General features: G+C 60.5%; 22 protein-coding genes. 13 read left to right on the plus strand and 9 right to left on the minus strand.

The genetic code is table 11. The features are described from left to right. Positions 1-57 precede the first annotated feature (57 nt). The 8 genes from CER19_RS15765 to cobA all read left to right on the plus strand — a co-directional run bounded on the left by CER19_RS15765 (position 58) and on the right by cobA (position 11333). Entirely contained in the window at positions 58-1257 is a 1200-nt protein-coding gene (locus CER19_RS15765; protein ID WP_116667073.1) for a CmpA/NrtA family ABC transporter substrate-binding protein, read from the plus strand. 13 nt (positions 1258-1270) lie between these two features. Then, on the plus strand, positions 1271-1846 hold the full coding sequence (locus CER19_RS15770) for an ANTAR domain-containing response regulator (RefSeq protein WP_003193274.1): 576 nt from the start codon (positions 1271-1273) through the stop codon (positions 1844-1846). Between the two features lie 146 nt (positions 1847-1992). Next, positions 1993-3204: a NarK/NasA family nitrate transporter gene (locus tag CER19_RS15775; RefSeq protein WP_116667074.1), complete on the plus strand. Its 1212-nt coding sequence runs from the start codon at positions 1993-1995 to the stop codon at positions 3202-3204. After that, positions 3204-4871, plus strand: coding sequence for a bifunctional protein-serine/threonine kinase/phosphatase (locus CER19_RS15780; RefSeq protein ID WP_116667130.1), 1668 nt, complete (start codon positions 3204-3206; stop codon positions 4869-4871). The genes CER19_RS15775 and CER19_RS15780 overlap by 1 nt, the downstream gene beginning before the upstream one ends. 232 nt (positions 4872-5103) lie before the next feature. Continuing rightward, complete coding sequence (nirB, locus tag CER19_RS15785) at positions 5104-7557, plus strand: nitrite reductase large subunit NirB (protein WP_116667075.1); 2454 nt, start codon at positions 5104-5106, stop codon at positions 7555-7557. Further along, complete coding sequence (gene nirD, locus CER19_RS15790; protein WP_116667076.1) at positions 7554-7871, plus strand: nitrite reductase small subunit NirD; 318 nt, start codon at positions 7554-7556, stop codon at positions 7869-7871. Before nirB ends, nirD begins: the two co-directional genes overlap by 4 nt. Continuing rightward, positions 7871-10579 carry a nitrate reductase gene (locus CER19_RS15795; protein WP_116667077.1) on the plus strand — a complete coding sequence of 903 codons (2709 nt, stop codon included), beginning with the start codon at positions 7871-7873 and terminating at the stop codon, positions 10577-10579. The genes nirD and CER19_RS15795 overlap by 1 nt, the downstream gene beginning before the upstream one ends. 10 nt (positions 10580-10589) lie before the next feature. Beyond that, positions 10590-11333, plus strand: a complete 744-nt coding sequence (gene cobA / locus CER19_RS15800; protein ID WP_116667078.1) for a uroporphyrinogen-III C-methyltransferase — start codon at positions 10590-10592, stop codon at positions 11331-11333. Between the two features lie 60 nt (positions 11334-11393). On the opposite strand, the gene CER19_RS15805 is transcribed toward cobA, so the two are convergent. The 8 genes from CER19_RS15805 to ppsA all read right to left on the minus strand — a co-directional run bounded on the left by CER19_RS15805 (position 11394) and on the right by ppsA (position 19532). Next, positions 11394-12374: an OmpA family protein gene (locus tag CER19_RS15805; RefSeq protein WP_003193285.1), complete on the minus strand. Its 981-nt coding sequence runs from the start codon at positions 12372-12374 to the stop codon at positions 11394-11396. Between the two features lie 107 nt (positions 12375-12481). Continuing rightward, a complete protein-coding gene (gene sigX / locus CER19_RS15810) occupies positions 12482-13072 on the minus strand; it encodes an RNA polymerase sigma factor SigX (protein ID WP_003193286.1) in 591 nt (196 codons plus the stop codon). Between the two features lie 87 nt (positions 13073-13159). Further along, positions 13160-13984 carry a mechanosensitive ion channel domain-containing protein gene (locus tag CER19_RS15815; protein ID WP_003193288.1) on the minus strand — a complete coding sequence of 275 codons (825 nt, stop codon included), beginning with the start codon at positions 13982-13984 and terminating at the stop codon, positions 13160-13162. Positions 13985-13986: 2 nt separating this feature from the next. Continuing rightward, complete coding sequence (locus CER19_RS15820) at positions 13987-14232, minus strand: hypothetical protein (protein WP_014719486.1); 246 nt, start codon at positions 14230-14232, stop codon at positions 13987-13989. An 86-nt stretch (positions 14233-14318) separates the two neighbouring features. After that, entirely contained in the window at positions 14319-15314 is a 996-nt protein-coding gene (locus CER19_RS15825) for a zinc transporter ZntB (RefSeq protein WP_116667079.1), read from the minus strand. Between the two features lie 25 nt (positions 15315-15339). Then, positions 15340-15831, minus strand: coding sequence for a ribonuclease E activity regulator RraA (rraA, locus tag CER19_RS15830; RefSeq protein ID WP_014719488.1), 492 nt, complete (start codon positions 15829-15831; stop codon positions 15340-15342). A 229-nt stretch (positions 15832-16060) separates the two neighbouring features. Continuing rightward, the gene (locus CER19_RS15835) at positions 16061-17050 is read right to left on the minus strand and encodes an alpha/beta fold hydrolase (RefSeq protein ID WP_116667080.1); all 990 of its coding nucleotides are present in this window, start codon (positions 17048-17050) and stop codon (positions 16061-16063) included. A gap of 106 nt (positions 17051-17156) precedes the next feature. After that, a complete protein-coding gene (ppsA, locus tag CER19_RS15840; protein ID WP_116667081.1) occupies positions 17157-19532 on the minus strand; it encodes a phosphoenolpyruvate synthase in 2376 nt (791 codons plus the stop codon). A 178-nt stretch (positions 19533-19710) separates the two neighbouring features. Between ppsA and CER19_RS15845 the strand changes: the two genes are divergently transcribed. Next, on the plus strand, positions 19711-20529 hold the full coding sequence (locus CER19_RS15845) for a pyruvate, water dikinase regulatory protein (RefSeq protein ID WP_003193298.1): 819 nt from the start codon (positions 19711-19713) through the stop codon (positions 20527-20529). A gap of 104 nt (positions 20530-20633) precedes the next feature. Here the strand turns inward: CER19_RS15845 and CER19_RS15850 are convergent, their stop codons facing one another. Beyond that, positions 20634-22058, minus strand: a complete 1425-nt coding sequence (locus tag CER19_RS15850) for a PLP-dependent aminotransferase family protein (protein WP_054897194.1) — start codon at positions 22056-22058, stop codon at positions 20634-20636. 109 nt (positions 22059-22167) lie between these two features. On the opposite strand from CER19_RS15850, the gene CER19_RS15855 reads away from it, so the two are divergent. From CER19_RS15855 to CER19_RS15870, 4 genes are read left to right on the plus strand one after another with little or no spacing between them, the layout of a single operon-like run. After that, complete coding sequence (locus CER19_RS15855) at positions 22168-23112, plus strand: DMT family transporter (RefSeq protein WP_116667082.1); 945 nt, start codon at positions 22168-22170, stop codon at positions 23110-23112. Between the two features lie 23 nt (positions 23113-23135). Beyond that, positions 23136-24998: a molybdopterin-synthase adenylyltransferase MoeB gene (moeB, locus tag CER19_RS15860; protein WP_116667083.1), complete on the plus strand. Its 1863-nt coding sequence runs from the start codon at positions 23136-23138 to the stop codon at positions 24996-24998. A 16-nt stretch (positions 24999-25014) separates the two neighbouring features. Further along, the gene (locus CER19_RS15865; RefSeq protein WP_014719493.1) at positions 25015-25929 is read left to right on the plus strand and encodes a PLP-dependent cysteine synthase family protein; all 915 of its coding nucleotides are present in this window, start codon (positions 25015-25017) and stop codon (positions 25927-25929) included. 37 nt (positions 25930-25966) lie between these two features. Continuing rightward, positions 25967-26959: a serine O-acetyltransferase gene (locus CER19_RS15870; protein WP_116667084.1), complete on the plus strand. Its 993-nt coding sequence runs from the start codon at positions 25967-25969 to the stop codon at positions 26957-26959.

Genomic DNA, 26959 nt, shown 5'->3' on the forward strand with positions numbered 1-26959 from the left:
TGGCCTATACGCCAAGCTGGGAAACGGCGCTTTTTTTTTCAGAAAAGGCAGGTATTGATGAACGATCCGCTGGCTTGGGTAAACGGCAGCGATGCCCCGGAAAAGAGCAGCCTGGACCTTGGGTTCATGGCCCTGACCGATTGCGCCTCGTTGGTGGTCGCCGCCACCCAGGGCTTCGCCCAACCCTACGGCCTCACACTCAACCTCAAGCGCCAGGCGTCCTGGGCCAACCTGCGCGATAAGCTGGTCAGCGGTGAACTCGACGCCGCCCACAGTCTCTATGGGCTGATTTACGCCGTACACCTGGGCATCGGCGGCGTCGCCCCCAGCCCCATGGCGGTGCTGATGGGGCTGAACCAGAATGGCCAGGGCATCAACCTGTCCCACAGCCTGCAACAGCAAGGGGTGATCACTCCTGAGGCGTTGAAGCGCCATGTGCACCAAAGCCGGACAAAACTGACCTTCGCGCAGACGTTTCCCACCGGCACCCACGCCATGTGGCTGTATTACTGGCTGGCGAGCCAAGGCATTCATCCATTGCAGGATGTGAACAGTGTGGTAGTGCCGCCGCCGCAAATGGTCGCGCACCTGCAAGCCGGACGTATCGACGGACTTTGCGTGGGCGAACCCTGGTGCGCCAGCGCAGTGCAACAGAACCAGGGCTTTACTCTGGCGACCAGCCAGGCGATCTGGCCGGACCATCCGGAAAAAGTCCTGGGCTGTACCCAAGCCTTCGTGGACGCGTACCCCAATACCGCGCGCATGCTGGTCATGGCGATCCTCGAGGCCAGCCGGTTTAGCGAGCAGAGCCGTGAAAACCGCCGCTCTACCGCCCAGTTGCTCAGTGCCCGTGAATACCTCGATGCGCCTGTGGCCTGCATCGAACCACGCCTGCTGGGGCACTATGACGACGGCCTGGGCAACCACTGGCAGGATCCCCATGCACTGCGCTTTTTCGCCGACGGCGAGGTGAACCTGCCTTACCTCAGCGATGGCATGTGGTTCATGACCCAGTTCCGGCGCTGGGGCTTGCTGCGTGAAGACCCGGACTATCAAGGCGTCGCCCGGCAGGTGCAGCAACTGGCGCTGTATCGTGAGGCAGCCGCCGCGCTGGGCATTACCGCAGGCAACTCGGACATGCGCCGCAGCCAGTTGCTCGACGGCAAGACCTGGGACGGCAGCGACCCCGCTGGCTACGCCCGCAGCTTCCACCTTCACGCCTTGGCCGATGATGCCAATCGCCAAGCGCTGCGCTGACAGGAGCCCGACGATGCTGCGAATCCTGTTGATCAACGACACCCCGCGCAAAGTCGGGCGCCTCAAGGCCGCATTGACCGAGGCCGGCTTCGAGGTGATCGATGAGTCCGGCTTGACCATCGACCTGCCTGCACGCGTCGAAACAGTGCGCCCTGATGTGATCCTGATCGATACCGAGTCACCCGGGCGCGATGTGATGGAGCAAGTGGTGCTGGTCAGCCGCGATCAGCCAAGGCCCATCGTGATGTTCACCGACGAGCACGACCCGAATGTGATGCGCCAGGCCATCAAGTCCGGCGTCAGTGCCTATATCGTCGAAGGCATCCAGGCCCAGCGCCTGCAACCGATCCTCGATGTGGCCATGGCGCGCTTCGAGAGTGACCAGGCCCTGCGCGCCCAGCTTCATGCCCGCGACCAGCAACTGGCCGAACGCAAGCGCATCGAGTTGGCCAAGGGCCTGCTGATGAAGATGAAGAGCTGTAACGAAGAAGAGGCCTACACCCTGATGCGCCGCCAGGCCATGAGCCGTCAACAGAAACTGATCCAGGTGGCGGAGCAGATTATTGCCATGAGCGAGTTGCTCGGCTGATGTGGCTCAGCTCTTGCTAAAGAATTATCACAGGTAGCCAACGGCGGTTGCCCCTTCACGACAAAGACGTCGCCCACCCGGTTTGCCCTCGCGAACCCGGTGGCGGCGTTTTTTCGTTTCTAGACCCCCAACCGTTGAGGTGCGTGATGAAATCAAGCTTCTGGAAATCCGGGCACACCCCGACCCTGTTTGCCGCGTTCCTGTATTTCGACCTGAGCTTCATGGTCTGGTACCTGCTGGGCCCCCTGGCGGTGCAAATTGCCGCTGACTTGCACTTGACCACCCAGCAGCGCGGCCTGGTGGTGGCCACGCCGATCCTGGCGGGCGCGGTGCTGCGCTTTTTGATGGGGATGCTGGCCGACAAGCTGTCGCCCAAGACTGCCGGGCTGATTGGCCAGGTGATTGTGATCGTGGCGCTGTTCTGCGCCTGGAAACTGGGGATCCACAGCTACGAACAAGCGCTGCTGCTGGGCATGTTCCTGGGCATGGCCGGTGCGTCCTTCGCGGTCGCCCTGCCCTTGGCGTCACAGTGGTATCCGGCGGAGCACCAGGGCAAAGCCATGGGCATCGCCGGCGCCGGTAACTCCGGCACCGTATTTGCCGCCTTGCTGGCACCGGTGCTGGCGGCTGCGTTCGGCTGGAGCAATGTGTTCGGCTTTGCGCTGATTCCGCTGGTCCTTACCCTGATCGTATTCGCCTGGCTCGCACGCAACGCGCCACAACGCCCGAAAGCCAAGTCTATGGCCGACTACTTCAAGGCCCTGGGCGACCGTGACAGCTGGTGGTTCATGTTCTTCTACAGCGTGACCTTCGGCGGGTTTATCGGCCTGGCCAGCGCCCTGCCCGGCTACTTCAACGACCAATATGGCCTGAGCCCGGTGACCGCCGGCTACTACACCGCCGCCTGTGTGTTCGGCGGCAGCCTGATGCGCCCATTGGGTGGCGCCCTGGCAGACCGGTTCGGCGGGATCAAGACCCTGCTCGGCATGTACAGCGTGGCGGTGATTTGCATTGCGGCAGTGGGGTTCAACTTGCCCAGCTCCTACGCAGCCTTGGCGCTTTTTGTCTGCACCATGCTCGGCCTGGGCGCCGGCAATGGCGCGGTATTCCAATTGGTGCCGCAGCGTTTTCGCAGTGAGATCGGCGTCATGACCGGCCTGATCGGCATGGCCGGTGGCATCGGCGGCTTCGCCCTCGCGGCGGGCATGGGCGCCATCAAGCAGAGCACTGGCAGCTATCAACTGGCCCTATGGATGTTCGCCAGCCTCGGTGTGCTGGCCTGGTTCGGCCTGCATGGGGTGAAGCGGCGCTGGAGAACCACTTGGGGTTCGGCCGCCGTGACTGCCGCCCGCGTCTGATGAGCCTACGACTGAGCGTCGCCCAGGCCAGTGCCATCGGCCCGCGCAGCGAAAACCAGGACGCGCTGCGGGTGGTCACGCCCATGGCGGAACTGGCCGCGAGCAAAGGCTACCTGTGCGCACTGGCCGATGGCGTCAGCCAGTGCGCCGACGGTGGCCTGGCCGCACGCTCGACCGTGCAGGCCCTGGCCTTGGGCTACTACGCCACGCCACAGACCTGGGGCGTGGCCCAGGCCCTGGAGCGTCTGTTGCTGGCGCAGAATCGCTGGTTGCAAGCCAACGGCGGCGGGCAGCCGTTGCTCACCACCCTGAGCGCCCTGGTGTTTCGTGGCCAGCGCTTCACCCTGGCCCATGTCGGTGATTGCCGGGCGTATCGTTGGTTTGACGGCGAGTTGCAACGCATCAGCGAAGACCATGTGTGGGAACAACCGGGCATGCAGCATGTGCTCAAGCGCGCCCTCGGGCTGGATCAACATCTGGTGCTGGACTTCCTCGATGGCCAACTGCGCGAGGGCGAGAGTTTCCTATTGCTCAGCGATGGGGTGTGGGCCACGCTGGGCGATCACAGCATCGGCGCGATCCTGCGCGAACAAAGCGACCTCGAGCTGGCCGTCAACACACTGGTCAGCGCCGCCCACCTGGCGGGTAGCCAAGACAACGCCAGCGCCTTGCTGGTGCGCATCGACCACCTCGGCGCGGCCACCCTCGGCGACGCCCTGGTGCAGTTGCAGCAATGGCCACTGCCGCCACCGCTGAAAGTCGGGCAAACCTTTGAAGGCTGGCAGGTGCAAAGCGTGCTGGCGCAGAGTCGCCAGTCGTTGCTGTACCGCGTGCACGACGCCCAGGGGCAACCCTGGCTGCTCAAGACCTTGCCGTTGCGTTGCGACGATACCGACGCCGCCCAGGCCTTGTTATCGGAGGAATGGTTTCTGCGCCGGGTCGCCGGCCGTGCCTTTCCAGAGGTGCATGCCGCCAGCGGTCGTCAGCATTTGTACTACGTAATGCGCGAATACGCCGGGCAAACCCTGGCCCAACTGTTCCAACAGCATGGCCCGTTGCCGTTGGCGCAATGGCAGTCCATTGCCGAGCGCTTGCTGCGCGCCGTGGGCCTGTTGCATCGCCGGCAGATCCTGCACCGCGACATCAAGCCGGAAAACCTGCTGCTGGGAGAAGATGGCGAACTGCGGGTGCTGGACTTCGGCCTGGCCTATTGCCCCGGGCTCTCCGAGGACCGTGCCCACCTGCTGCCCGGCACCCCGAGTTTTATCGCGCCCGAGGCATTCGCTGGCGAGCAGCCTACGGCACAACAGGATTTGTATAGCGTCGGCGTGACCTTGTATTACCTGCTGACCGGGCATTACCCCTACGGTGAAATCGAGGCCTTCCAACGACCCAGGTTTTCCCAGCCCGTCAGCGCCAGCCGTTATCGTCCCGACTTGCCGGAGTGGTTGCCACACAGCCTGGAACGAGCGGTGACCGCTGCCCCGGCCCAACGTTATGAAACTGCCGAAGAATGGCTGTTGGTGCTGGAGCAGGCCGATCGCCGCGAATTGAGCCTACGCCCACGCCCCTTGCTCGAACGCGAACCCTTGAAAGTCTGGCAGACCCTGGCGATGGCTTCGCTGCTGCTCAATCTGGTGCTGCTGTACTGGTTGATGCACCACTAACGGGCAGAATCCGCCGATTCTCTGTGTAAACGCCCAGTAAACCTGGGCTATAGGGACTTGGCACAGCTGCTGCATTAACGTTCTCAACACCCCACATATAGCCGCTCCTTCAACGACGAAGGGCCGAGCTTCCCGAGAGAACGGGACCAGGACAAAGGCGTCCTCGCTAGCTGACTAGCGGGGATGCCTTTTTTGTTTGCGCACGATTTGTCGAGCCATTGCGGAGAACGACATGAAAAAACTCAAACTGGTGATGATCGGCAACGGCATGGCCGGGGTTCGCACCCTTGAAGAACTGCTCAAGCTGAGCAACGAGCTGTACGACATTACCGTGTTCGGCGCCGAGCCTCACACCAACTACAACCGCATCCTGCTGTCGCCGGTACTGGCTGGTGAGCAAACCTTCGAAGAGATCGTGCTCAACGACCTGGATTGGTACCTGAACAACAACGTCAAGCTGCTGCTCAACCGCAAGGTGGTGCAGATCGACCGGGTCAAGCGCAAAGTCATCGCCGAAGACGGCACCGAGGCCGAATACGACCGCCTGCTGATCGCCACCGGGTCCACGCCGTTTATCCTGCCGATTCCCGGCAACACGTTGCAGGGCGTGATTGGCTACCGTGACATTGCCGACACCCAAGCGATGATCGACACCGCCAAGACCCACAAGCATGCGGTGGTGATCGGCGGCGGCCTGCTCGGCCTGGAAGCGGCCAACGGCCTGATGCTGCGCGGCATGCACGTGACGGTGGTGCACATCGGTGAATGGCTGCTGGAGCGGCAACTGGACAAGACCAGCGGCCAGCTACTGCAAACCGAACTGGAGAGCCGCGGCCTGGTGTTCCGCCTGTGCGAGCACACCCAGGCCCTGCACGATGCCGGCAATGGCCGCGTCGGCTCGGTGCAGTTCAAGAATGGCGACATCATCCCCGCCGACCTGGTGGTGATGGCTGCCGGCATCCGCCCCAACACCGAACTCGCGGAAAAGTCCGGCATCCCCTGCAACCGTGGGATCCTGGTCAACGACACGATGCAAACCTACGACCCGCGCATCTATGCGATCGGTGAATGCGCCAGCCATCGCGGCATCGCCTATGGCCTGGTGGCGCCCTTGTTCGAACAGGCCAAGGTCTGCGCCAACCACCTGGCCCAATTGGGTTTTGCCACTTACAAGGGCTCGGTAACCTCGACCAAGCTGAAAGTCACCGGCATCGACCTGTTCTCCGCTGGCGACTTCATGGGCGGCGAAGGCACCGAGACCATCACCCTCTCCGACCCGATTGGCGGCGTGTACAAGAAGCTGGTGATCAAGGACGACATCCTGGTCGGCGCCTGCCTGTACGGCGATACCGCCGATGGCGGCTGGTATTTCCGCCAGATCCGTGAGAACCACGTCATCGGTGAAATCCGCGATCATCTGATGTTCGGTGAAAATGCACTCGGCGATGTCGGCCACCAAGGCCAGGACAAAGCCATGAGCATGGCCGACAGCGCCGAAGTCTGCGGCTGTAACGGCGTGTGCAAGGGCACCATCGTCAAGGCGATCCAGGAACAAGGGCTGTTCAGTGTCGATGAGGTGAAAAAACACACCAAGGCCGCCAGTTCCTGCGGTTCCTGTGCCGGGCTGGTTGAGCAGATCCTGATCAACACCGTGGGCGGCGCGGCGGACGTCAAACCCAAAAGCGAAAAAGCCATCTGCGGCTGCAGCGACCTCAATCACGGGCAGATCCGCCAGGCTATCCGCGAGCAACACCTGCTGACTATCGACAGCACCATGCGCTACCTGAACTGGCGCACCCCCAATGGCTGCGCCACCTGCCGCCCCGCGCTCAACTATTACCTGATTTCGACTTGGCCGGGCGAGGCCAAGGACGACCCGCAATCGCGGCTGATCAACGAACGGGCCCACGCCAATATTCAAAAAGACGGTACCTACTCTGTGGTCCCACGGATGTGGGGCGGCGTAACCAATCCTTCGGAGCTGCGCCGCATCGCCGATGTGGCCGACAAGTACAACGTGCCGATGGTCAAGGTCACCGGCGGCCAGCGCATTGACTTGCTCGGTATCAAGAAGCAGGACTTGCCAGGGGTATGGAAGGACCTGGATATGCCGTCCGGGCATGCCTATGGCAAATCCATCCGCACCGTCAAAACCTGTGTGGGCAGCGAGTTCTGCCGGTTTGGCACGCAGAACTCGACGCAACTGGGCATCGAGCTGGAGCATGACCTGTTCAACATGTGGTCGCCCCACAAGGTCAAGTTGGCGGTTTCCGGTTGCCCACGCAACTGCTCGGAAGCGGGCATCAAGGACGTAGGCATTATCGGGGTCGACTCGGGCTGGGAGATGTACATCGGCGGCAACGGCGGGATCAAGACTGAAGTCGCGGAGTTCTTCGTCAAGGTGAAAACCGCCGAGCAAGTGCGCGAATACAACGGCGCGTTCCTGCAGCTATACCGCGAAGAAGCCTTCTATCTGGAGCGCACCGTGCACTACCTGCAGCGGGTGGGCATGGAGCATATCAAGAAAGCTGTGCTGGAAGACCCGGCGCGCCGCCAGGCCCTCAATGAGCGTTTGCAGTTCTCGTTGTCATTCGAGCAGGACCCGTGGAAGGAGCGCCTGGAACAGCCGCTGCTGAAAAAGGAATTCGACGTGATCCCCGTCAAACAACTGGAGGTCTCGCTATGAACTGGCTGGATATCTGCGCCCTCGATGAAATCAATACCCTGGGCTCACGCATCATCAGCGGGCCCAAAGGTGACATCGCGATTTTTCGCACCAGTGACGATGACGTCTTTGCCCTCGACGACCGCTGCCCACACAAAGGCGGGCCGCTGTCCCAAGGCTTGATCTACGGCAAGCGGGTGGCCTGCCCGCTGCATAACTGGCAGATCGACCTGGCGACTGGCCAAGCCCAGGCCCCGGATGTCGGCTGCGCCCACCATCATCAGGCCCGTGTCGAAAACGGTCGGGTGATGCTGGCCCTGCGGGACGCGGGTTGATGAACCGCCAGACCACCGCGTCCACCTGCTGTTATTGCGGGGTGGGCTGCGGCGTGCTGATCGAGCATGACGGCGAGCAGATCCTGGGGGTGCAAGGCGACCCCAACCATCCGGCCAACTTCGGCAAGTTGTGCAGCAAAGGCGCGAGCCTGCACCTGACCGGCGACTTGAGCGCCCGTGCTCTTTACCCGCAACTACGCTTGGGCAAAGAGCTGGCACGCACCCGCACTGACTGGGACACCGCCCTGGAACACGCGGCCAACGTATTCGCCGATACCATTGCCGAACACGGGCCCGACAGTGTGGCGTTCTATATTTCCGGGCAACTGTTGACCGAGGACTACTACAGCTTCAACAAGCTGGCGCGGGCGTTGGTGGGCACTAACAATATCGATAGCAACTCTAGGCTGTGCATGTCTTCGGCGGTGGTCGGCTACAAGCGCAGCCTGGGCGCAGATGCGCCGCCGTGCAGTTATGAGGACTTGGAAAACAGCGACTGCGTGATGATCGTCGGCAGCAATATGGCTTACGCCCATCCGGTATTGTTCCGACGCCTGGAGCAAGCCAAGGCGCAACGTCCGCAGATGAAAGTGCTGGTGATTGACCCTCGGCGTACCGACACTTGCGACTTGGCCGACCTGCACTTGGCCATCTTGCCGGGAACGGATGTGGCGTTGTTCCACGGGATTTTGCATTTACTGCTGTGGGAAGACTGGATCGACCGCGCGTTTATCCAGGCCCACACCGACGGCTTGGCCGAACTCAAGCGCCTGGTGCATGACTACACGCCGCAGATGGTCACGCAGCTGTGCGGCATCAGCGTCGAACAGTTGCGCCTGTGCGCGCAGTGGGTCGGCACCTCCAGCAGCTTTTTGTCGCTGTGGTGCATGGGGCTTAACCAATCCACCGCTGGCAGCGCCAAAAACAGTGCCTTGATCAACCTGCATTTAGCCACTGGGACCATTGGCCGGCCGGGCTGCGGGCCGTTTTCCCTGACCGGCCAACCGAACGCCATGGGGGGGCGCGAAACCGGCAGCCTATCCAACTTGCTGCCGGGCCACCGCGACGCGGCCAACCCTGAACACCGCGCTGAAGTGGCGGCCTACTGGGGCGTGGAGCAACTGCCGGCGACCACCGGCCTTACCGCCATCGAACTGTTTGAACAGGTGCAGGCTGGCAAGATCAAGGCACTGTGGATCGCCTGTACCAACCCCGCACAATCCTTGCCCGACCAGAACTCAGTGCGCGCCGCCTTGGCCGCGTGCCCGTTCGTGGTGTTGCAGGAAGCGTTTCGGACCACCGAAACCGCCGCCTATGCCGACCTGCTACTGCCCGCCGCCAGTTGGGGTGAAAAAGACGGCACGGTGACCAACTCCGAGCGGCGTATTTCCCACGTGCGCCGCGCCATCAACCCACCCGGAGAAGCACGCGCGGACTGGGCGATCACGGTGGATTTCGCACAGCGCCTGGAGCGTCGTCTGCGTCCGGGGTTGCCGAGCCTGTTCGCCTTTGAGCAAGCGGCGCAGCTGTTTGATGAATTCAAGCCACTGACTCAAGGCCGTGACCTGGATATGTCCGGCATCAGCCACGCCCTGCTCGACCAGCTCGGCCCGCAGCAGTGGCCGTTTCCCGAGGGTGCGCAAGCGGGTACGTCGCGCTTGTACACCGACGGCATTTTCCCTACTGACACTGGCCGGGCGCAGTTTGTCGCCGAGCCTTATCGCGCCGCCAAGGAACAGCGCGATGCGCGATTTCCCCTGACCCTGATCACCGGTCGCCTGCGTGATCAATGGCACGGCATGAGCCGCACTGGCACCGCCGCGCAGTTGTTCGGGCACGTCAGTGAGGCGCTGTTGAGCCTGCATCCGGATGAGCTGCGCCGCCACCGCTTCAAAGAGGGTGACCTGGTCAGCCTGAAAAGCCGTCGCGGCAGTGTGATCGTCGCCGTCGGCAGCGATGACAGTGTGCGCCCCGGCCAAGCGTTCCTGCCCATGCACTGGGGCGACCGCTTTCTCAAGGGCGGCGTTAATACCGTCACTCAACCGGCGTTCGACCCTTTGTCCAAGCAGCCGGAGCTCAAGCACAGCGGTGTGCGCCTGGAAGCAGTGCAACTGCCATGGCAGCTGTTTGCGCTGATCGAAGGCGATGTGCAGCAGCACTTCGAAGCCCTGCGTCCACTGTGTGAAACCTTTGCCTATGTCAGCCTGAGCCTGGCTGGCCGTGAACGCCCCGCGCTACTGGTGCGCGCCGCGCATACCGAGGCGCCCGACCTGCAACTGTTGACCCGTATCGACCACCTGCTGGGCCTCAACGACGGCCCGGTAATGGCCTATGACGACCCGCGCCGCTCAATCGGCAAGCGCGTAAAAATCGAGAAAGGTCGCATCACCGCCCTGCGCCTGGCCGGCGAAACCCTGGCCCGTCACTGGCTGCAAAGCCTATGGCTGGAAGGCCGGGCCGACGAGCAACTGCGGCGCTGGTTGCTGGCGCCCTTGAGCGCTCCACCGGGCGGTACCACGGCCAGCAACAAGATTGTGTGCAACTGCAAGAACGTCAGCGAAAACGCCGTGTGTGCCGGTATCGGCAGCGGCCTGGACCTGGATGGCCTCAAACAGGCCCTGGGCTGCGGCACCCAATGCGGCTCCTGCGTGCCGGAAATCAAACGTCTTTTGGCCAGCAACCCGCAGCCAATCGCCATCAGTGTGTAAGGGGAACAACATGAGCGCAAAAGTGTGGCTGGTAGGCGCAGGACCGGGTGACCCGGAGTTGCTGACCCTGAAAGCGGTCCGGGCTCTGCAGGCAGCGGACGTCGTGCTGATTGATGATCTGGTCAACCCGGCAGTACTGGAACACTGCGCCAGCGCTCGGGTGATTACCGTCGGCAAGCGCGGGGGATGTCGCTCTACCCCGCAGGATTTCATTCACCGCCTGATGTTGCGTTATGCACGCCAGGGCAAGTGCGTAGTACGCCTTAAAGGCGGTGACCCGTGTATTTTTGGCCGCGGTGGCGAGGAGGCAACCTGGCTGCGCGAGCGTGGAGTCGAGGTGGAATTGGTCAATGGCATCACCTCAGGGCTGGCCGGGGCGACCCAGTGCGATATCCCGTTGACCTTGCGTGGCGTGAGCCGTGGAGTGACCTTGGTCACGGCGCATACCCAGGATGACAGCAGTCTGAATTGGCGCGCACTGGCTGAAGGTGGGACCACGCTGGTGGTGTATATGGGCGTGGCGAAGCTGGAAGAAATCCGCGAGCAGTTACTCAACGGTGGCATGGCTGCGGATATGCCGGTGGCAATGATCGAAAACGCTTCATTGCCCCAACAACGCGAATGCCGCAGCTCCCTGACGGCCATGCATGAAGCTGCAAAAGCTTTTGCGCTGAAGAGCCCGGCCATCCTGGTGATTGGCCAGGTTGCCGGAGCCGCACAGATGGCTAGCATCGCCACTGCGGTAAGCGCCTGAAGCAAATCGCAGGCGAAAAAAAGCCCGGCCTGAGCCGGGCTTTTCTTTACTACTCAGTAATTACTGAGCGGTAGCTTCAACCGACGCTTCTACGCGACGGTTAACAGCGCGACCAGCTTCAGTTGCGTTGTCAGCAACTGGGCGGGATTCGCCGTAACCTACAGCAGTTACACGGCTAGGAGCAACGCCGTCTTTAACCAGGACTTGCTTAACAGCGTCAGCACGACGCTGGGACAGCTTCTGGTTGTAAGCGTCTGGACCTACGGAGTCAGTGTGACCAGCAACTTCTACGTTGGTAGCTGGGTACTGAGCCATGAAGTCGGCCAGGTTTTTAACGTCGCCGTAGCTGTTAGGCTTAACAACGGCCTTGTCGAAGTCGAACTTAACGTCCAGCTCAACACGAACAACCTGAGCAACCGGAGCTTCTGGCTCTGGAACTGGCTCTGGAGCTGGTGCTGGGGTAGGAGCTGGAGCAGCTGCGCCAGCGTTACCGCCGAAGTTCACGCCCAGGCCGACCAGTGCGGAGTAGTCCCACTTGCCGTTGTCCAGACCGTAGTCAGCTTCAACACCAGCACGAGCGTACAGGTTGTTGGTGAAGTAGTACTTCACGCCGGTACCGATGGTAGCGAAAGTGGTCTGATCGCGACCGGTGTGGCCGTCAGCGCGCACGTTGCCACGGCTCTGGTGGCCGAAACCGCCTTCAACGTATGGACGCAGGCTATCAACGCCAGCCTGACCGAAGTGGTACTGAGCAACGAGGCTGCCAGTGTCACCTTTGATCTTCTGGTTGCCAGTGCCGTCGTTCGAACGGGTGTGGTTGGTCTTGTCGTACGACAGATTCAACGACAGATCGTCGGTCAGGAAGTAACCAATGCGAGCGCCTGGGTTGAAGCCGTCTTCGATGTGCTTAACGCTATCGTTGTACTGCTTCTTGTAGAACAGCTCGCCTTCAACTGCGCCTTGGCCTTGTGCCAGAACGCCGAAAGAAGTAGCGGCAATAAGAGAACCAATGGCCAAGCCCAAGGTGTTTTTCAGTTTCATCCGTTAAATCCCCATCTGGTGATTGTAAAGCAGTCCCACAAACCGGGGGACAACTCGGCGACAAGTCTAACAGAACTTGCCTACACGTAAGAGATATTTGCTACGCACTAAGTTTCAGTCTCGCCCGCAAATTTCTCACGTAATTTATCAAGAGCACGCTTGTACCGCATTTTTGTAGCACTCAAACCCATATGCATGATGTCAGCGATTTCCTGAAATTCCAGCTCTGCGACAAATCGAAGCACCAGAATTTCGCGGTCAATCGGGTTCACATGCACCAACCAGCGATCAAGTCCGCCCTTTTCCTCGGGTGCCGGCGCCTTCTCTTCAGACGCCTCCTCAAGGGGGTCCAGACTCAAAGCGTCCATCAAGCGACGCTTTCGCCGTTCCTTCCGATACTGCGTGATGCACTCGTTGTACGTGATGCTGTACAGCCAGGTCTTGAACTTCGATTTGCCCTCGAAGTTCTTCAGGCCGTATAGCACCTTGAGCATCACTTCCTGACAGACATCATCCGCGTCTCTATCGTTCCCCAAATACCTTGAACAAACGTTGAACAGAGTGCGTTGATACCTGCGCATCAATTCTTCGTACGCGCGTGTTACGTGAAACAGCTCCGTGTGCGAGCGCGCGACCAACTCCTCATCAGAGAGCTCACGGGGGTCATAGCGCGTGGACAGCGTTTGGGCTTTATTCAAAACAAGTCGTGCCGACAGTCAGGTCAATGTCCGCTGCAACCCGGTCACCCGGGTTTGCGGCGGCGTACATTAGCAGGATTTGCCGGATTAGCGGCTACTGACCTGCTGCTCCAGGAGAATCCGGTTGGACAGCGACACCAGTTCCCCGTCATCGGTCAGCACGGTCGTCTTGACTGTGCCGATCTCCTCGATTTGCCCTTCGACCTCGCCCACACGCACCTGTTGCCCAACTTGATACAGCTCACGCACATAGATTCCCGCAAGAATCTGACCGGCAATTTCCCGGCTTCCCAACCCCATGGCCAGCGCAACTGCCAGACCAACGGTAATCAAAACAATCACAATCACGTGGTTGAGCAGGTCAGTCTTGACCTCCAACTGGCTGATCGCGACAGAAATACTGATGATGATCACCAGTCCCTGGGCGATTCGCCCCAGGCCTGCCGCGTAGTCCAACCCCACGCCTTCGGCGGCCCCACGCACCAGCCCGTTGGCCAGTTGCGCGAGTAAAACCCCCACCAGCAGCACCAGCGCGCCGCCAAAAACTTTCGGCAAATACAGTGCCAGCATGTCGAGCGTAGCTGAAACTCGCTCAAGTCCAAGGGACTGCGCTGCAGAAACCAGAAAAATAAGTAGAACGAACCAATAGACGATCTTGCCGATCAGGGTCGAAATCGGAACCTGCAACCCCGCGCGGCCGAGCAATTTGGTCAGGCCAGTGCCGGCCATCAGGCGATCGAGGCCCAGTTTGGCGAGCAATTTGGACAGCAGGGTATCGAGCAACTTGGCCACGACAAAACCCAGCAATACCAGGACCAGGGCACCAAACAGGTTGGGAATGAAATTCGCCACCTTGGTCCACAATGCGGTCATCGCGGTGACCAGGCTCTGGGTCCAGAGATCAAGTTCCATATTCAATCAGCCTTATCAGCAGTGCTAGCAAGAGGTTTACGACGGGAAACCGGTGACACATGGGCCGAACCGTTGTTCAGGGCCATCATCAACGCCGGCAACCAACGCCCGAGCAGACCGAACAGGTCACCCGCCCCTACCTGACGGTTGGCGGTTTTCAGTACGCGGCCCAGGCAGGCATCGTCATCACGGTTGGATGGCGAAGCATTGAGCATGTCACGCAAAGACTGTTCGAACGGATCGTGCATAGAGACCTCTCGCAAGTGATTTAAAAGACGAGGGTAAAATTCATCGGGTCACATCGGCCCTTTCTTACGTTCAGGTCATATTCAGGTCAAACCCAGCGCAATCGTCGAAACAGCCACCATTGCCCCAGTGCCACAGACACCATCAACAGGCACGCAATCATGAATCCATAAGGGCTGGCAGAGAACGGGATGCCGCCCACATTTATACCGAGCAAACCGGTAAGAAAACTCATCGGCAAGAAGATCCCGGTGATGATCCCGAAGCGGTACATGGTGCGGCTCATGCGCAGGCTCAAGCGCCGGTCTTCAGCCTCCAGCACAAGCCCCACGCGCTCTCTGGCCAATTCCAGCTCTTCCAGGTAACGGGTCAGGCTGTTGTGCAGTTCGTTCCAATAGTCGGCATCGTCGTCGCAGAACCACGCCAATTTGATTCGTGTCAGCTGGGCGAAAATATCCCGCTGGGGGGCCAGGAAGCGCTTGAGTCCGGCGGCTCTTCGACGGATCTGCAGAACGCTGCCGTGCTCCGGGGTATACCGTTCGTCGGCATCGAGTTTTTCTTCCTCGGAATCGACGATTTCAGACAAGCCAGCGACCAGATCCTGCACTTTGTTGGTCAGGTATTGAGCCATATAAAGGATGAGTTCAGACGCCGTCTTGGGGCCTTTGCCGTCCGCCAGTTGCACCAGTAACTCATCGGTAGCGCGCAACGGGCGCAAACGCAGGGAGATCACTCGGTTGGCGGCGGCGAAGATGCGCACCGACACCATGTCTTCGGGCTCTGCGCCTGGGTTGAGATTGATCCCGCGCAAAAACAACAGCAATTCGGCGTCCGGCAGCGGCAACAAGCGTGGGCGGGTGTTCTCCTCCAGCAGCAGGTCACAGGCAAACTCGCTCAGGCCGCTGGATTTGCGCAGCCAGGTCTGGGTTTGAGGATGGCTGCGATCCCAGTGCAGCCACAGGCTTTCCTGGGGCTGCAACTGCAAATCGTCGAGCTCAGTCCGGGCAATCGAACGCGCACCGCCTTTACCGTCCAGCACCAGGGCATGCACCAGCCCCCATTGCGCGTTTTCTTCTTCGAACATCCTCACCCCGATCGGTTGCGGCAGTTTATTCAGGCATTTTCAGCGGGCTGGGTGACACGATCACCCCGTTGTTGTCGGCATAAATGTACTCACCGGGGCGGAACGTCACGCCTGCGAATGTCACCGGGACGTTCAGGTCGCCAAGGCCGCGCTTGTCGGTTTTTTTCGGATGAGAGGCCAGAGCCTGCACGCCCAAGTCGGTCTGGGCGATGACGTCGACATCACGGATGCACCCGTAGATCACCAGCCCTTCCCAACCATTTTTCGCGGCTTTCTCGGCAATCATGTCACCCAGCAACGCGCAGCGCAGGGAACCACCACCGTCGACCACCAGCACTTTGCCAGCACCCGGCAGGTCAGCCTGCGCCTTGACCAGGGAGTTATCCTCGAAGCACTTGAGGGTGACAATCTCGCCGCCAAAGGAGTCTCGGCCACCGAAGTTGCTGAACATCGGCTCCACTACCTGCACCAGCTCCGGGTAGGCGTCACACAGGTCGGGGGTCACGTAATGGTTCATCGAGAAACTCCTGTCATCAAAGAAGAGGTCGAACATCCACGGTGTACATCAAGAAAACGCCCGGCGACAGGCATTCTTTAAGCGCCTGCACGTTGGCGGCGGCCATGATCAAACCACGATCAGCGCAACGCAATACACGTTGCGCGACTGAATATGACCAGAACCGCGTGGCGCGTCATATCTTAGCCGCAACCATTCAAGAGTGAAACGCCCTCGGTAGAGCGTTTCGTCAAACCGCTGCGGACACCTCTGGCTGCGTGCCGAATAACGGGGTCAGCGGGTCGTTCAACCAGCGCTCGACCAAAGGCCACACTTGGGCCTGTGCGGATTTGCTGACCAGCATCTGCACATGGCCGAAATCCTCGCTGAACCCTTGCTGACGTCCCAGGCACAGGTACTGGCGATGCTCGCTGCCCACTTGCTCGAAGAGCTTGCGACAGGCCCAGTCCGGGTCTTGCCGGTCGCCCGCTGCGCTCACCGCCAACAGCGGCACATCGACCTGCGCCAAGCCTTTCCACCAGTCATGCTCGGCGTCGCCAAACCGGCCGAACAGGCCGTTCCAACGCATCGCTTCGATCATCACGCCGGCCGGTTCGTCCTCGGGCCCACGCTTGAAGCGTGGGCCCGACAGGTGGGCAAGGCGCTTGAGGATAAAGCGACCGCCCCACTCCACCGGTGGAATTTTCAACGGCCAGTGGGTACGACTGACCTGGCAGCCGAACAACGCCACCGACGCCACCGCAGATGCATCCAAGTGCTGCCCGCCCAAGGCCGCAGCCAAGGTGGTGGCGCCGAGGGAATGCCCGATCCAGTGCGGAATCTGCCCGCTTTGCTCAGACACAAACGCCCCCACGGCAGGCAAATCGTAGCGCGCGTAATCGGCGACACGGTTTCTGGCGTAGTCGTGATTGCGCTTGGACAAGCCATGGCCGCGCATTTCCGGGATCCACACATCGAATCCGCGACGCGCCAGGTAAGCCCCCAGACCTATGCCTTTTGGCGAATACCAGAAACGCCGATTGGAAAAACTGCCATGCAATAAAATAATCGGCGTGCCCCGGTTTACCGGGACATCGGCCAGGCCCAAACGGGTAACTGCCAGCTCGACGGTGCCGTCTGGACTGTTACCGGGTTTGAGTCGGTAGACGTCTTCACTCAGGTCGCCCCGACGTTCAGCGCTGATCAGGGCGACGGGAAACAGATTGCTGCTGCTTTGCATAATGCTCTTGCACAAAAAAGGGCGGCGTCCGCAAGGATTCCCGCCCTGTACAGATAAGAATGCCGGTCACCCGCAACGAGTGACCGGCACTTTTGACCAGGCGATCTTAAGCGGGCGCTTGGCCTTCAGCCAGGAAGAACCAGGTTTCCAGCACGGAATCGGGGTTCAACGAAACGCTCTCGATCCCCTGTTCCATCAGCCATTTGGCCAGGTCCGGGTGGTCCGAAGGGCCTTGGCCGCAGATACCGATGTACTTGCCAGCCTTGTTACAGGCCTGGATGGCGTTGGCCAACAGCTTCTTGACCGCTGGGTTACGCTCGTCGAACAGGTGGGCGATGATCCCCGAGTCGCGGTCCAGGCCCAGGGTCAACTGGGTCAGGTCGTTGGAGCCGATGGAGAAACCGTCGAAGAACTCCAGGAACTCTTCAGCCAGGATGGCGTTGGACGGCAATTCGCACATCATGATGACGCGCAGGCCGTTCTCGCCACGGGTCAGGCCGTTTTCGGCCAGCAGGTCCACCACTTGGCTCGCTTCGCCCAGGGTGCGCACGAATGGCACCATGATCTCGACGTTGGTCAGGCCCATCTCGTTGCGCACACGCTTGAGCGCACGGCATTCGAGCTCGAAGCAGTCACGGAAGGCTTCGCTGATGTAACGCGAGGCGCCGCGGAAACCCAGCATCGGGTTTTCTTCTTCCGGCTCGTAGAGCTTACCGCCGATCAGGTTCGCGTATTCATTGGACTTGAAGTCCGACAGGCGCACGATGACCTTTTTCGGGTAGAACGCCGCAGCCAGGGTGCTGATGCCTTCAACCAGTTTCTCGACGTAGAAACCTACCGGGTCGTTGTAGCCGGCGATGCGCTTGTCGACGCTTTCCTTGATGTCCAGCGGCAGGCCGTCATAGTTCAGGAGTGCCTTGGGGTGCACGCCGATCATGCGGTTAATGATGAATTCCAGGCGGGCTAGGCCCACGCCGGCGTTCGGCAACTGCGCGAAATCAAAGGCGCGGTCCGGGTTGCCGACGTTCATCATGATCTTGAACGGCAGGTCGGGCATGGCATCGATGGAGTTTTGCTTGATATCGAAGCCCAGCTCACCTTCGAAGATAAAGCCGGTATCGCCTTCGGCGCAGGAGACGGTCACGCCCTGGCCATCCTTGAGCAGTTGGGTGGCGTTGCCGCAACCCACGACTGCCGGAATCCCCAGCTCACGGGCAATGATCGCCGCGTGGCAGGTACGCCCGCCACGGTTGGTGACAATGGCACTGGCGCGCTTCATCACCGGTTCCCAGTCTGGGTCGGTCATGTCGGAAACCAGTACATCACCTGGCTGGACCTTGTCCATCTCGGACACGTCCTTGATGATCCGCACCTTGCCTGCGCCAATGCGCTGGCCAATGGCACGGCCTTCCACCAGCACGGTGCCGGTTTCCTTGAGCAGGTAGCGCTCCATGACATTGGCCGAAGTACGGCTCTTCACGGTTTCTGGGCGAGCCTGCACGATGTACAGCTTGCCGTCGTCACCGTCCTTGGCCCACTCGATGTCCATCGGGCACTTGTAGTGCTTTTCGATGATCATCGCTTGCTTGGCCAACTCGCTGACTTCAGCGTCGGTCAGGCAGAAACGCGCGCGCTCGGCCTTGTCGACTTCAACGGTTTTGACCGAGCGACCGGCCTTGGCCTCGTCGCCGTAGATCATCTTGATGGCCTTGCTGCCCAGGTTACGGCGCAGGATGGCCGGGCGGCCCGCTTCGAGGGTGCCCTTGTGTACGTAGAATTCGTCCGGGTTGACCGCGCCTTGTACGACGGTTTCGCCCAGGCCGTAGGCGCCGGTGATAAACACCACGTCACGGAAACCGGATTCGGTATCCAGGGTGAACATCACGCCAGCAGTACCGGTTTCCGAACGCACCATGCGCTGCACGCCGGCAGACAGGGCCACCAGCTTGTGGTCGAACCCCTGGTGTACGCGGTAGGAAATCGCACGGTCGTTAAAGAGGGAGGCAAACACTTCCTTGGCCGCGCGGATCACGTTTTCGACGCCGCGAATGTTGAGGAAGGTTTCCTGCTGGCCGGCAAAGGAGGCGTCCGGCAAGTCTTCGGCGGTGGCCGAGGAGCGCACGGCGACGGCCATGTCCGGGTTACCCGCAGACAGACTGGCGAAGGCGGTGCGAATTTCTTCGTTGAGCTTCTCGGGGAACTCGGCTTCCATGATCCACTGGCGGATCTGGGCGCCGGTCTTGGCCAGGGCGTTGACGTCATCGACGTCCAGAGCGTCCAGCGCGGCGTGGATCTGGGCGTTGAGGCCGCTCAGCTCGAGGAAGTCGCGGTAAGCCTGGGCCGTGGTGGCGAAACCACCGGGCACCGAGACACCAGCGCCTGCAAGATTACTGATCATCTCGCCGAGGGATGCGTTCTTGCCCCCCACATGCTCTACATCATGGACGCCGAGCTTATCGAGGGAAACTACGTACTCTACCAAGGTGATCTCTCCACTTTCTGTGTTGGAAAAGCTCAGGACGCGGGTTGCTCAGTAGGAGCTAACGCCAGCGCTTGTGGCCTGGACCTGGAAAATAAGTGAGAATGCGGCCCACTGCGGGACGGCAAAATCGCGCCTATCATATCCAAGATTCGCCATCAGCTTAAGGCCCAGGGCTCAAATGAAACGATCTGCTTTCTTTATTTCCGACGGCACCGGCATCACAGCCGAAACATTGGGTCAGAGCCTGCTCGCGCAGTTCGAAAACATTACCTTCGCCAAATTCACCCGGCCTTATATAGACAGCGTGGATAAAGCGCGGGCCATGGTACAACAAATCAATCTGGCGGCTGAAAAAGACGGTTTTCGCCCGATCATTTTTGACACCATCGTCAATCAAGACATTCGTGAGATTCTCGCAACGTCGAATGGTTTCATGATCGACATTTTCTCTACCTTCCTGGCGCCGCTGGAACAGGAGTTGAGTGAGCATTCGTCCTACTCCGTCGGAAAGTCCCATTCCATCGGGCATAACTCCAACTATATGGAGCGTATCGAGGCGGTGAACTTCGCCCTCGATAACGACGACGGCGCCCGCACCCACTATTACGACAAAGCCGATCTGATCCTGGTGGGCGTGTCGCGTTGCGGCAAGACCCCCACCTGCCTGTACATGGCCATGCAGTTCGGTATTCGTGCGGCCAACTACCCGCTGACCGAAGATGACATGGAACACCTGACCCTGCCCGCGGCCTTGCGCGCACATTCACACAAGCTGTTCGGCCTGACTATCGACCCGGACCGGCTGACCGCCATCCGCAACGAACGCAAGCCCAACAGCCGCTACTCCAGCTATGCCCAGTGTGAATTTGAAGTACGCGAAGTAGAAAATCTGTTCCGCAGAGAGAATATTGCGCACATCAATTCCACGCATTTTTCGGTGGAAGAGATTTCGGCGAAGATTTTGGTGGAGAAGGGTGTGGAGCGGCGCTTCAAGTGATCTCTGTCGCCTGATCTGACGCTATCGCAGGCAAGCCAGCTCCCACAGTTGGAATGCGTTCCCCTGTGGGAGCTGGCTTGCCTGCGATGAATGGTAACGCGGATTTACAGATGAAACCGCCCGCCCCCCTGCCCCAACGCCGTCGCCAGCGCATCAAACCCCTCGCGCAATAACTGATCATCGCCCGACGTGTTGCAGATACTCGCCCGAATAAACTGCGGCACCGCTGTCTGCCCCACGGCAAACGCCTCGGCGGTGGCGATCAGGTAGTTGTTCTGCTTGAGCTCCGCCTCGATTTCCGAGGCCCGCCAGGGCTCCGGTACTTCGATCCAGAAGTGCGGGCTGTTGAGGTGGGTGCGATAAGCCAGGCCGGTCAATAAATCCTCGACCAAGGTCTTGCGGCGGCTGATCTCGTTGATCTGCTGACGCAACAAATATTCCGCCGTGCCGTTTTCAATCCATTGGGTTGCCAGCTCCAGGGTCACAGGTGTGGCCATCCAGCAGGTCGAACGCAGCGCCGCAGAAATACGGCTGACCAGCGCCGGCGGCGCATGCACGTAGCCCACCCGCAAACCAGCCGACACCGCCTTGCTCAGGCTGCTGATCAAGATCGTACGCTCAGGCGCGAAATAGCTGAGGGGCGGCGGACGGTCCTCCACCAGCACACCGTGGGCTTCGTCCTCCAGAATCAGCAGGTTATGTTCGCGACACACCCTGGCCAAGGCCTCGCGGCGCGCAACCGACAACACGGCGGTGGTCGGATTCTGGATAGTCGGCGTGCAGTACAGCGCCGAAATCCGGTGATTACGACAGACCTCATCCAGCGCCGTGGGCAGCACACCTTCCTCGTCCATCTCCAGGCCGATCAGCCGCACCCCCAACATGCGCGCGGCGGTAATCAGCCCTGGGTAAGTCAGTTGCTCGGTCACCACCGTATCGCCAGCGCGCAGCAGCGCCATCATGGCGCACAGCAAGCCGTGCTGGCCGCCGTTGACGCAGATGACCTGCTCGGGAATCGGATGAAACTCGCGCTGCACCAGCCATTGCGCGCCCGCTTCACGGTAACGCGGCAGGCCGGCGTCCGGGGTGTAGGCGCTGATGTCCTGGAGGAACTTGGCGTTGGTCGACAGCGTTTGGAAGCTCTGGGCGAGAAATACCGTCTCTTGCCCGGGAATGTGCATGTTACGGCTCATGTCGAAGTACTGGCGCGGCTCCTCGCTGAAATTGCGAAAGCCCTCATCACGCTGGCGCTCCATCCCACGCTTGCGCACGAAGGTGCCGTCACCGACCCGTGCAACCACCAGGCCCAGGCGCTCCAGTTCACCGTAGGCCCGGCTGATGGTGCCGATGGTCACGCCTAAATTGTCGGAAAGCACCCGATGGGGCGGCAGTTTTCGTCCCGGTTCAATCAAGCCTTCGAGGATGCCCCGTTCCATCACATCGGACAGGCGCTTGTACTTCACGCCCTGCCCGTTGGACAAGCCCTCACGCATAATTGACACCATGTCAATATTTGTTTTGACAGCCATCTTTCGCCCTAATAGTGTGCTTTTACGGGTTCAATCGCCGATAAACATAACTCATTACAAGTTCAATATAGAGTTCAATTTCGGCTCAGGGAAGCAATAAACGATGCCAATGTCCGCCGTTCTCGAAAACACTGCAAAAACAAAAACGCAAAAACAGTGGCTCGCCGGGCTGGTGACCAGCGTGATGTTCCTGATCGTGTGCCTGAGTTGGGGCACCACGTGGCTGGGCATCAAGATCGCCGTCGAGAGCGTGCCGCCGCTGACATCCGCCGGCCTGCGCTTTCTCATCGCGTTTCCGCTGTTCCTGTGTTTTGCCATGGTGCGCCGTGAGCCGATCCTGTTTCCCCGGGAAAGCCGCTGGTTCTTCGTATTCGTGACCCTGTCCTACTTCAGCATTCCCTACTATTTGCTCAACTACGGCGAAATGCATGTGTCGTCGGGCCTCACCGCCCTGCTGTTCAGCTGCATGCCGGTGTTCATCCTGATCTTCTCCGCGCTGTTCCTGCGCGAGCGCATCTATTTCTCCCAGGTGGTCGGCATCGGCATCGGTTTTGGCAGCCTTTACATGATCATCAAGAGCCAGGGCCTGCACCTGGACCACGCCGAGTTCTTCGGGGTGCTGGCCATTCTGAGCGCCGCGATCATGCACGCCTTGTGCTATGTCATTACCAAGCAAAAAGGCAGCGCCATCAGCGTCATCACCTACAACACCCTGCCCATCGGCATTGCCGGGCTGATGCTGTTCCTGGCCGGCCTGTGGTTTGAAACACCGACGTTCGACGCCATCACCCTGCGCTCCTGGAGCGCGCTGTTCTACCTGGGGCTGGTGGCCTCGGTGGGTGGGTTCATTGTGTATTTCATGCTGCTCAAGCGCCTGAGCCCGATCATCCTGTCGTTCGTTTTCATCATCTTCCCGGTGTTCGCGGTCATCATCGGTGCCTGGTACGAAGGCGTGGAAATTTCCCGCGACCTGATGCTGTACTCGGCGATCCTGCTGGCCGGCTTTGCGATCACCAAGTTGCCGATCGAAAAACTCATGGCCAAGAAAAAGTGACCCTCAACCAACGCGAGAGAAACATGGACGTCCTCCGCCCCACCGCCCTGGAACAGATCTACGCCCACGCCAGCCGCAGCTACCCCGAGGAGTGCTGTGGTTTCGTCTTCGCCGACGGCAGCGTGTACCTGGGCAGCAATATCCAGAATGAGCTGCACCGCAAGAACCCCCAGATGTACCCACGCAGCGCGGCCAACGGCTACACCTTTTCGGTGGCCGACACCCTGCTGATGAACAAGGCGTTTCGCAGCGACAACCCGGTGGTGGTGATCTACCACTCACACCCGGATGTGGGCGCCTATTTCAGTGACGAAGACCAGGACAAGGCACTGTTCCTGGGCGAGCCGATCTTCCCCGTCAGCTACTTGGTGGTGGATGTCCGTCAGGGCCAGGCCCTGGGCTCCAAGCTGTTTGCCTGGGATGGCAAGCATTTCTCCCTTCAACCTTTCAACGACCTGCACACGGAGTTGTCCATGAACGCTGTCTCTTTCCCCGACATTCTGGTTCGCGTGGCCAAGCTGCCGGAATCGACCCTTGAGGGCGCCGGATCGACATTGCGCGAAGTCATTGAAAATCTCTGCACCCATCACCCCCAATTGCGTCAGCACCTGTTCCATGAAAAGAACAACCAGCTCAAGGAACACTTCCTGTTTACCGCCGAGGAGGCGCTGATCGAAGCCGATGAAGCCCTGCCGCCGAAATCCCGGATTGAAGTGTTGCTCGCCACCTCAGGCGGCATGGACATCGACACCCTGAGCAACGAAGAAGTGCAGCGCTACGTACGTCACATCACCCTGCCGGGCGTCGGACGCGAAGGCCAATTGAACCTGAAGAAAGCCAAGGTACTGGTCATCGGTACCGGCGGGCTGGGCTCGCCCATCAGCCTGTACCTGGCGGCGGCCGGCATCGGCACCCTGGGCCTGGTGGACTTTGACGTGGTGGAAAGCAGCAACCTGCAACGCCAGATTGTGCATGGCAACAGCACCCTGGGCATGCCCAAGGTCGAGTCCGCCAAGCAGCGCCTGCTGGACCTCAATCCGCATATCCAGATCAACGCGTACAACACCGCACTCAACAGCGACAACGCCCTGGAACTGGTGGGCGCCTATGACCTGGTGATCGACGGTACCGACAATTTCGACACCCGCTACCTGGTCAACGACGCCTGTGTGCAACTGGGCAAACCCTTGGTGTACGGCGCCATCTACCGTTTCGACGGGCAGATCAGCGTGCTCAACTACAAAGGTGGGCCGTGCTATCGCTGCCTGTTCCCCAAGGCCCCGCCCGCTGAGCTGGCGCCCAATTGCAGCGCGGGCGGTGTGATCGGCGTGTTGCCGGGCGTGGTCGGTATGATCCAGGCCACCGAGGCGATCAAATTACTGATCGGCATTGGCGAACCCTTGTCCGGCCGCTTGATGCGCTTCGACGCGCTGGCGATGAAGTTCAGTGAGATCCGCTTCAAGCGCCGCGCTGACTGCCCCTGCTGCTCGGACCTGCGCCGTAGCGAAACCGTCGCGCCGGCCACCTGCGCCGATGCCGTACCGAGCCAGCTCTTCCTGGCCGCGGAACGCTACATCAAGCCACAGGTACTCAAGCAAGTGCTCGAACACCCTAGCAGCGCCGATGTATTGCTGGACGTGCGTGACGCCAGCGAACTGGAAGTGTGCAAATTACCGGGCGTGGTGCATATCCCGCTGGCGGAGCTGGATGGGCAGCTCGCCAGCCTGAGCCGCGACAACACTCACTACCTGATCTGCTACGCAGGCACCCGCGCCGAGCAAGCCGCCAGCACCCTGTTGGCAGCTGGCTTTGCCAACACCAAAGTCCTGCAGGGCGGCATGAAACATTGGGTTCGCGACGTCGACCCTGACATGCCGTTGTACTGAGAGTGGGGACGTGCTGATGCTGCATAACTCCATTCTCGACGTCATCGGCCAAACGCCGATCGTGCGTCTGGCCCAGTTTTCCGAAGACCTCGGCATCGAGGTCTACGCCAAGCTGGAGTCCCTCAACCCCGGCGGCAGCCACAAGGCGCGCATCGCCCTGGGCATGATCCTGGATGCCGAGCGCCGCGGTGTGCTGATCCGTGATTCCGGGCAGACCATCATCGAACCCAGTGGCGGCAACACCGGGATTGGCCTGGTAATGGCCGGCAATGTGCTGGGCTACAAAGTGGTGCTGGTGATCCCTGACAACTACAGCCCGGAAAAACAGAAGCTGCTGCGTCTGTACGGCGCCAGGGTAGTACTGTCCGACAGTCGCCTGGGCAATAACTCCCACGGTGAAAAGTGCATGGAGCTGCAGTTGGAGAACCCCAACTACGTGATGCTCAACCAGCAACGCAACGGCGCCAACCCCCAAACCCACCGCGACACCACCGCCCCGGAAATCCTTCGCGCCTTCGGTGAACAGCGCGTGGACTACTTCGTCAGCGGCATTGGCACCGGGGGCCATATCACCGGTATCGGCGAAACCCTCAAGGCCGCCTGGCCCGCGCTGCGAGTGATGGGCGTAGAACCGGAAGAATGCGACCTGCTCAAAGACCGGCACGCGGCGCACAGGATCCAGGGCCTGTCGATCGGCCTGATCCCCAGCATCCTCAACCTGGACGTGATCGACGGCATGCTCAAGGTGTCGCACGCCGATTGCCTGGACATGATCAAACGCATCATGCGCACCGATGCCATAAGCCTGGGGCTGTCTTCGGCCGCCAACATGGTTGCCATCGCCCAACTTGCCCCCGAACTACCGCCTGAAACGGTGGTGTTGACCATGGTCTACGACAATGCCGACAGCTACCTGCCCAGTTTCGAATAACGGGGCTTTTAACCATTCAACATACGGGGGTGTCTCCATGGGGGGCTTTATCGACATGCAACAGCTGCACGATGAGTTGCTCACCCACCTCATCACCACCTTGACGCCCAGACAGATGAAGCAGTTGGAGCCGCACCTGGCGCCGTTGATCCAGAACGCCGCCCAGGCGGTGGCCGAGGACCTGATTGCCTATGCCTATCGCGACCCTGCGTCCCGTGGGCGCGGTGAGTTGATCCTGGAATCCTACGCCTCGTTCAAGGCCGTGCTGTTCTACCGCCTTGCGCACCTGGTGTGGCATTTCCAGAGCGCTGACCACGGCGATTTTTCGCGCATGGCTCTCAAGCTGAGTAACCAGGGCAAGATCCTCTCCGGCGCCGAGATTCACCCGGCAGCGCGCATTGGCCGGCGCTTTGTGCTGGACCATGGCTACGGCACGGTCATCGGCGAAACCTGCGTGATCGGCAACGACTGCTACATCCTCTGCGGCGTGACCCTGGGCGCTCGCGGCATTGCCAACAACCCGGACGGCAAGCGCCACCCGCGCCTGGGCAACAACGTCGAAGTCGGCGCCGGCGCTCGGGTGCTGGGCTACGTGTCGATCGGCGATAACGTGTTTATCAGCCCCTCCTGCGTGATTACCCAGGACGTGCCGGCAGGCACCAAGGTCAAGGTGGTCAACCAGATCCAACTGCAAAAAAACGATGAATCGGACCACAGCAACTACCTCGGCGCCTTTGCCTTGGATGAGCGCTTGCACGTGGTGGGCGAAGTGAGTGTCGGCCACAAGGTCACCGTGCTGGACGCCGACTTTCATCCGCTGCAAGGGCTGATGCTCGAACCCACGGTGAAAGAGCGGCACCACCTGCAGTTTCGCCTGCGTCGCCTCGACAACGACGAACAACTGCCACGCCTGCCGCTGAACCTGAAGGTGTGCGGGCCGGAATTTGAAATCACCCTGCTCTCTCCCCCTGGCTTGAGCGCACTGGTGCGCCACCTCTTGCAAGCCACCCCATTGATCGTCGGAGGTTGA

Origin of the sequence: Pseudomonas sp. GL93, from assembly GCF_003408955.1 — a bacterium.
GTDB lineage: Bacteria > Pseudomonadota > Gammaproteobacteria > Pseudomonadales > Pseudomonadaceae > Aquipseudomonas > Aquipseudomonas paracarnis.